Annotated in this window: 9 protein-coding genes and 1 pseudogene; 2 read left to right on the forward strand and 8 right to left on the reverse strand. The window is 62.0% G+C overall.

The window, feature by feature from the left end:
- Positions 1–73: 73 nt before the first annotated feature.
- The 4 genes from ACPDZI_RS03360 to ACPDZI_RS03375 all read right to left on the reverse strand — a co-directional run bounded on the left by ACPDZI_RS03360 (position 74) and on the right by ACPDZI_RS03375 (position 2,775).
- Entirely contained in the window at positions 74–724 is a 651-nt protein-coding gene (locus tag ACPDZI_RS03360) for a DUF799 domain-containing protein (RefSeq protein ID WP_042065524.1), read from the reverse strand.
- Positions 721–1,080: a DUF4810 domain-containing protein gene (locus ACPDZI_RS03365; protein WP_017409082.1), complete on the reverse strand. Its 360-nt coding sequence runs from the start codon at positions 1,078–1,080 to the stop codon at positions 721–723. The genes ACPDZI_RS03360 and ACPDZI_RS03365 overlap by 4 nt, the downstream gene beginning before the upstream one ends.
- Before the next feature lie 11 nt (positions 1,081–1,091).
- Positions 1,092–1,763, reverse strand: a complete 672-nt coding sequence (locus ACPDZI_RS03370; RefSeq protein ID WP_026080239.1) for a CsgG/HfaB family protein — start codon at positions 1,761–1,763, stop codon at positions 1,092–1,094.
- Positions 1,764–1,905: 142 nt separating this feature from the next.
- A complete protein-coding gene (locus ACPDZI_RS03375) occupies positions 1,906–2,775 on the reverse strand; it encodes a LysR family transcriptional regulator (RefSeq protein WP_438834019.1) in 870 nt (289 codons plus the stop codon).
- A gap of 218 nt (positions 2,776–2,993) precedes the next feature.
- On the opposite strand from ACPDZI_RS03375, the pseudogene ACPDZI_RS03380 reads away from it, so the two are divergent.
- Positions 2,994–4,225, forward strand: a pseudogene (locus ACPDZI_RS03380) (MFS transporter).
- Positions 4,226–4,231: 6 nt separating this feature from the next.
- Here the strand turns inward: ACPDZI_RS03380 and ACPDZI_RS03385 are convergent.
- Both ACPDZI_RS03385 and ACPDZI_RS03390 read right to left on the reverse strand, forming a co-directional pair.
- Positions 4,232–4,381 (reverse strand): hypothetical protein, encoded by a 150-nt coding sequence (locus ACPDZI_RS03385; protein WP_175610262.1) that lies wholly within the window; start codon positions 4,379–4,381, stop codon positions 4,232–4,234.
- A gap of 58 nt (positions 4,382–4,439) precedes the next feature.
- A complete protein-coding gene (locus ACPDZI_RS03390; RefSeq protein WP_076361461.1) occupies positions 4,440–4,895 on the reverse strand; it encodes a hypothetical protein in 456 nt (151 codons plus the stop codon).
- 169 nt (positions 4,896–5,064) lie between these two features.
- Here ACPDZI_RS03390 and ACPDZI_RS03395 point away from each other — a divergent pair, with 169 nt between their 5' ends.
- Positions 5,065–5,973 carry an SAM hydrolase/SAM-dependent halogenase family protein gene (locus tag ACPDZI_RS03395; protein WP_016349479.1) on the forward strand — a complete coding sequence of 303 codons (909 nt, stop codon included), beginning with the start codon at positions 5,065–5,067 and terminating at the stop codon, positions 5,971–5,973.
- Between the two features lie 66 nt (positions 5,974–6,039).
- On the opposite strand, the gene ACPDZI_RS03400 is transcribed toward ACPDZI_RS03395, so the two are convergent.
- Positions 6,040–6,333, reverse strand: a complete 294-nt coding sequence (locus tag ACPDZI_RS03400) for a hypothetical protein (protein ID WP_438834020.1) — start codon at positions 6,331–6,333, stop codon at positions 6,040–6,042.
- 145 nt (positions 6,334–6,478) lie between these two features.
- Entirely contained in the window at positions 6,479–7,039 is a 561-nt protein-coding gene (locus ACPDZI_RS03405; protein WP_005309014.1) for a carbonic anhydrase, read from the reverse strand.
- Between the last annotated feature and the right edge of the window lie 130 nt (positions 7,040–7,169).

Raw genomic sequence — 7,169 nt, forward strand, 5'->3', positions numbered from 1 at the left:
TGACAGCCATCAATGATGGTGGCAACAAAAAAGAGGGCCTAAGCCCTCTTTGATCTCTGAATACCAAGCAAGGTTATTTTTGATACTTGGGAGAATGAGGGCCGTAGAGGATGCCATTGGGCATATCGGCGCTCAGCAGCCGGAAGCTGGTGATCCCTGCAATCTCATGTCCCTTGTCGGTAATGGTGTTGGCAATTTGGTTGACGACAGCAACGACCAGCATACCGATCAAGCCACCACCAGAATTGCTCTGCTGTTCTGCGCTGCTGGCACTGGCTTTACCTTCCCACAACAGTTTGCCGGTTCGAAGATCGACCAGACGCGCACTGGCTGTGACTACGGTTTCACTGGACACAACCAGATAGCTGGTGCCGTAGTTCTGGATGTCCAGATACAGGGCTGTATCGGCACCATAAATCTCGTGCAGCTTCTTGATCGGCAACGCATGAATGTCAGCCGCTTCCGTCACGCCGTTTTGACGGAAAGTCTCATTGGTGACGGCGACAGGCAGCACATAGTAACCAGACTCAGCCAGCGGGAGCGTGATTTGAGATTGCAGGCTTGCCCCGGCTTTGACATCGGGTGAGTGGTTCAACGGGGGCAATACCAGAATGGAGGTCGGTTTGCTCTCTTTGAACGCCGTGTAATCGTAAGACGGGCGCTGTGCACAACCAGCCAGCAGAAGAGTGGCGAACATCAGTGAGAAGAGGGCGGGCATCTTCATTGGGTAGCCCCTTTTTTGTTGGACATCAGGAAGTTCATGAAGGGAGCCGATTCCGGGAACAGACGTTTTTCTGTCTCAAAATGCTGCCGTGTTTCTGTATCTTTGCCCAGTTGTGCATACAGCATTCCTAAATGGGCATGGAAACCGGGGGGAACGGCCTGTCCTTTGGCACTTGCCTCTTGCTGGTTCTTTTCAAGGGCAGAGATTTGCTCCTCTACGCTGGTTTCGTTGCCTTCCATGTTTTGATAGACAACCTGTTGGTACTGATCCCAGTTGTAGAGAGAACGTGGTGCCTGAGCACACGCAGTCAACAGCATGGCCGCTGCCAGCAAGGTGAATAGCTTGAACTGTTTCATTTTTATTATTCCTACTGCGCCGGATGCCAGGCGCCGGTCTCAATACCGTTCACCAGATTGTTGACTGCTTCGCGGATGGCCAAGTCCAGCACTTTGCCATTCAGAGTTGAGTCATAGCTTGCGGTACCGCCGAAACCGATGATCTCTCGATTGGACAGTTCGTATTCACCAGCTCCCTGGGCAGAGAAGACGACTTCGGAGGTGGTGACATTGACAATGTTGAGATTGACCTTGGCATAGGCAATCTGGGATTTGCCGCGACCCAGTATGCCGAACAACTGATGATCCCCGACTTCTTTGCGACCAAACTCAGTGACGTCACCGGTGACCACATAGTCAGCTCCTTTGAGGGCTTGAGCCTGTTTCTTGATCCCCGCTTCAGCCTTGATCTCATCCATGTTGTCACGATCGAGCACGCTGAAACGGCCGGTTTGCTGCAGGTGGGTGATCAAGACGGTTTTTGCCTGGCTGCCCAGTCGATCCACGCCATCGGAGAAAATGCCGCGCATATAGCTGGAACGGTTATCAAATTTACCGACGGAGATCGGGCTGCGAGTGCCCTGATAGTGACTTTGGTAGGAGGCAACTTTGGGGACATCCAGAGAACGGGAAGATTCGCTGGCACAGCCAGCCAACAAACTCGCCATCAGGATGAAACCACATGAAACAACGAACTTCTTCATATAAGGTCCCGTTTAATAAGGAAAAAACAGCGTGGGACTCTAGCATGGTTCGCTGCGAAGAAAGTGCCCCGAATGGGGGGCTGGCCAGTTCAATAACTGAGCATTCAGTTAGTTTGTATTGGCAAAGATATGGTGTGACCCGTCAGCGGCAGTGAAACACCTCCTCCAGCGCATCCACCACGGCGCGCACCCGGCTGGCTTTTTGCAAGTCGGGGTGGAGCACCAGCCAGATGTCGACCGGATCACACAGGGTGGGCAACACGCGCACCAGTTCCGACTCCTTGTCTGCCAGAAAGGTGGAGAGCAGGGCGATGCCGAGTCCCTGGCGAGCCGCCGCCAGCAACAGCAGCTGGGCGTTGCACTGCAGCACCACGTTGGGCTCGTGCAGCGGCTCCCCGCACAGGCTGTGCCAGTGGCGGGAGACCAGCTCCCTGGCAAACAGCAGCAGGGCGTGCTGGCTGAGAGCGTGGCCGCTTTTGGGCGTGCCGTGGCGGGCCAGATAGTCGCGGGAGGCATAGAGCCCCATCTCTATGGTGGTGAGGCGCTTGATCACCAGCTCGTCGTTGTCCGGGCGCAGCCCGCGGATGGCGAGATCGGCCTCCCGGTAGGCGATGTCGCTGACGCTGACCGCGGTCTGCAGGCTGAGCCGGATGCCGGGGTGGCGCTCGCGCAGCAGGGTGAGGGCGGGCAGCACGAAGGCCTGGGCCAGGGTGTCGGTGGTGGCGATGCGCACCTCGCCGCACAGGCTCTGATCGCCAGCGCTCGCCTTGCGTTCGATGGCCTTGATGGCCTGCTCCATGGCGCTGGCATCCGCCAGCATGGTCTCGCCGAGGGGGCTGAGATCATAGAGCTTGGGGGTGCGGATAAAGAGCTTGGAGCCGAGGTTCTGCTCCAGCGCCGTGATGCGGCGCCCCACGGTGGCCTGATCGACCCTCAGTACGCCGGCGGCGCCGCGCAGGGTGCCCTGCCGTGCCAATGCCAGAAAAAACCGCGCGTCGTCCCAGTTGATCATCGAGCCTCCCACTCAAAGTGCCCCGGCGGGGCGTGCCCATTAGAAGCCAGTGCCGGCGGGATCACAAGGCAAGAGTGCCCTTGTCGACATGCAGATAGATGCCACTGATATGCATTATTGAAGCAGGCTGATGCATTTGTGTCGCTGTCGAGGGGCCGCGGCGGGCGCTATCATGGCGCCTCTCGTCAGCGGCCTTGCCCGCCTCATCGGAGCCTTGCATGTCATCATCTCTTTGTGCCGCCGCCCCCTCTGCGGCGGCTACCTCCCATCGCGCCATCCTGCTGTTTCTGCCGCTGGCGCTGATGTCGGCGCTGCTCAACAGCAGCGTGCCCACCCCCTTTATCCCCACTATCAGCAGGCGCTGGCCCTGAGCGATGTCAGCCTCACCCTCATCTACGGCGGCTATGCGGGCGGGGTGCTGATCTCCCTGTTCGGGGTGGGCAATCTGGCGGGCCGGGTGAGCGATCTGCGCGCCATGATCCTGCCAGCTCTGCTGGCGGTACTGGGGGGCGCCCTGCTGTTCTCTCTCGCGGACTCCTTCTGGTCGCTATTGCTGGCGCGGGTGCTGGCCGGGATCGGCACCGGTGCCCTGACCGGCGCCGCCAACGTGGCCCTGCTGCGCTTCGGCCCGCGCGATGGCGGCAAGCGGGCCGCCCTCAGCGCGACCCTCTCCTTCACCGCCGGGTTGGCGCTCGGCCCGGTGTTCAGCGGGTTGGCGCTGCAGCTGGAGTGCTATCCGACCCAACTGCCCTTCCTGCTCATCATGGGGCTGTCGGCCTGCGCCATGGTGGGGGTGGCGTTGAGCTGGCCCGCCCGCGCGCAAGGGGCGCCGGCTGCGGCAACGCATCAGGGCAGGGGATCGCTGGGGGAGGGGCTCAAGGCCACCGGGGCTGCCTTCTTTATTTGTGCACTGGCGCTGTTTACCGCCTGGGCGGTGGCGGCCAGCCTGCTGGCCATCGGTCCCAAGGTGGCGAGTCAGTTGCTGGGGCTGCGGGATCTCGGCCTGTTCGGCTATCTCATCGCGGCCTACATGGTGCTCTCCGGCCTGTGCCAGCTCTGGGCCCGCCGGCTCGATGCCCGTCACACCCTGCAAAGCGGTGCCCTGGCGCTGGCGCTCTGCATGCTGCTGTTTGCCGGCGCCGTGCATGCCCAGTCGTGGTGGCTGGCGGTGCTCGGCTTGCTGGTGGCCGGTTACGCCCAGGGCGCGGTGTTCGTCGGCAGTGCGACCTTGGTCAACCGCATCGCGCCAGCTGCCAGCCACGCCCGGCTGGTGTCGCTCTTCTACGTGATCGCCTATGTGGCGAACTGGGTGCCGGTGCTGCTGGGCTGGGTCAGCGACGGGGCCGGCGTGCAGGCGGCGGTGGATCTGCTCACCGTCGGCAGCGTGCTGATCAGCCTGGGGCTGGCCTGGGCGACCTGGCGCACCCGCTTCGAGCCGGCTGCCGGCTAGCATGACTCAGTCGGCCAGCACCACCTGCTCGGCCGACAAATATTGCATCCACTCGCGCAGGATCAGCAGGGCGGCGGCAAAGCGCCGGGTCTTGGGCTGGTTGATGTGACTCAGTCGGCCTGCACGACTCGCTCGGCCGACAGATGGTGCATCCACTCGCGCAGGATCAGCAGGGCTGCGGCAAAGCGCCGGGTCTTGGGCAGGCTAGTGTGACTCAGTCGGCCAGCACTACTCGCTCGGCCGACAGATGGTGCATCCATTCGCGCAGGATCAACAGGGCGGCGGCAAAGCGCCGGGTCTTGGGCAGGTTGGCGGCGGCCAGCGGGTCACCCTCCACCATGGCGGCAAACTGGCTGAACAGCTGTTCCAGGCTCTCCCGGCTCAATTCACGACTGCCGAGCACCTCGGCCAGCGGCAGCGGCGCCTGCAGGGTCACCACCTCATGGGGCGGTACCTCGGCGGCCAGCGGCATCAGCACGTCCTCCACCACCATGATGGCCTGCTCCAGCTCCAGCGCGCTCGGCGGATCCCGGCGAAACGGGCCCGGCGTCATGGCTTCGAGGCCGAAGCCCAAGTCGCGGGTGAAGCGGGTGCCGTCGGCCCTGGTCAGCTGCAGCTGGCTGCTGTGCTCCCCCAGGCTGAGCAGGATGGCGGTCTGGTTGCGGGTCATGGGATCTCCTTGTGGCGGTTGCGACTCAGCCCTATCCATACACCCGCCGCGACTTGCTGGCGAGGGCTTTCGGCGCCCCCATCCGGGGAATACGGCTTGCAATATATGGAAGTGATGGCATTCTGGATGTCTAGATGGTTATTTCGTTGTTACCTTCAGGAGTTCAGATATGGATATTCGTACCGCCCCCCGTGCACTTGCGCTCGCCCTGTTGCTGGCCAGCGGCCTTGCCACCGCCAACGAGGCACTGGTGATCCAGACCGACTTCGGTCTCAAGGATGGTGCCGTCTCGGCCATGAAGGGGGTCGCCTTCGGGGTGGACCGCACCCTGCCGCTCTATGACCTGACCCACGAGATCCCGGCCTACAACATCTGGGAAGCCTCTTACCGCCTCTATCAGACTCTGCAGTACTGGCCCAAGGGCACTGTGTTCGTCAGCGTGGTGGATCCGGGTGTCGGCACCGATCGCAAGTCGGTGGTGCTCAAGACCAAGAGCGGCCACTACATCGTCAGCCCGGATAACGGCACCCTGACTCTGGTAGCCGAACACTTCGGCATCGACACGGTGCGCCAGATTGACGAGAAGACCAACCGCCTCAAGGGCTCCGAGAAGTCCTACACCTTCCACGGCCGCGACGTCTATGCCTACACCGGTGCCCGGCTCGCCTCCGGCGCCATCAGCTACGAGCAGGTGGGCCCGAAACTGCCTGCCGAGGTGGTGAAGATCCCCTATCAGCCGGCAGTGGCCGAGCAGGATGGCACCCTCAAAGGCACCATTCCGATCCTGGACGTGCAATACGGCAACGTCTGGACCAACATCGACGACAGCCTGCTGACCAAGGCGGGGATCAACAAGGGCGACAACGCCTGCATCAAGATCAGCGAAGGGGATGCGCTGAAATACGAGGGCAAGGCCCCCTATGTCAGCAGCTTTGGCGATGTGCCGGAAGGCCAGCCGCTGGTCTACCTCAACAGCCTGCTGCAGGTGTCGGTGGCGCTGAACATGGACAGCTTCGCCGCCAAGCATCAGGTGCAATCCGGCGCCAACTGGCATATCAGCCTGAAGAAGTGCTCCTAAGCAGGGGCTTTCATCAACGACAAGGGCGCTGCGGCGCCCTTTTCATTGCTGGTCCAGCTGTGGGGTTTACTGCCCTTTGAGTGGGGCGGCGGCAGGCTGGATCCGGATAGGCTGGGGCGGCAGCTCGCGGACGCTTACCACTACCTCATAGCGTTTGTCGGCTTCTGCCGGTGGAATGTTCTTGAACAGCGCCTGGGCCGTGGCCTGGGGATCCTGGCCCAGCTTGCTGGCGTGATAGAGGGGAGCGGGCAACGCCGGCGCGCGCACGTCGGGGCGACCGGCTGGCGGGGGTGGCAGCTCGCAGGCCTGGGCCGACAGGCTGGCAAGCAGCAGGGTGAGGGCGAGGGGGCAACGTGACATGGGGATTACTCCATCCAGGGAAGATGGCCCATGAAACGCCAGGCGGGCCGCTAGCTCAACGGTTTTTACGCTCCCTTTTCACCCTCTTTACAGTCGTGACAACGGGCGCCGAGGCGCCCGTTGTGAATCCTGGCAACCGTGGAACTCAGAACTCGTTGGAGAGCGCCTTGTACCCCTTGACCAGATCGATGTTGGTGTGGGCTACGTCCTCGGAGAACTCGGCGGCATCCACCGAGACTCGCGGGATGTGGTCCAGATCGCTCTGCTGGTTGATGCGGGTGGTGGAGGGAACGTAGAACTCCGGCGGCAGATCGCAGCCGTCCACCACCGAGTTGTGGCGCACCACGGCACCGTCACCGATGTGGCAGTTGAACAGCACGCTGTTGAAGCCGATGAACACCCGGTTGCCCACTTCACACGGCCCGTGGACTATGCTGCGGTGGGCGATGGATGTGTACTCGCCGATGGTGACCGCAGCGCCGGACTTGGAGTGGATGACGACCCCGTCCTGAATGTTGGAGTTGGCGCCGATGACGATGGGCTCCATGTCGCCGCTGGCATCCACCTCGTCGGCGCGGATCACCGCATAGGGGCCGACAAACACGTTCTCCTTGATGATCACCTTGCCACAGATGATGGCTGTCTTGTCGATATAGGCTGACTCGTCGATGACCGGCAGATGGCCGGAGGGATTCTTGCGGATCATGTTACATCCTGTTGAAGAGGAAAGCGGACGGGAAACAGGCCGGACGTGCGGGCCCGCCGGAGAGTCAGCTTACGCCTCGGTGCCGGGAGGGGAAACCCTTTACTGGTCTGACCCCGACATGGGCCGGTGC

Source organism: Aeromonas oralensis (assembly GCF_049665575.1).
GTDB lineage: Bacteria > Pseudomonadota > Gammaproteobacteria > Enterobacterales > Aeromonadaceae > Aeromonas > Aeromonas hydrophila.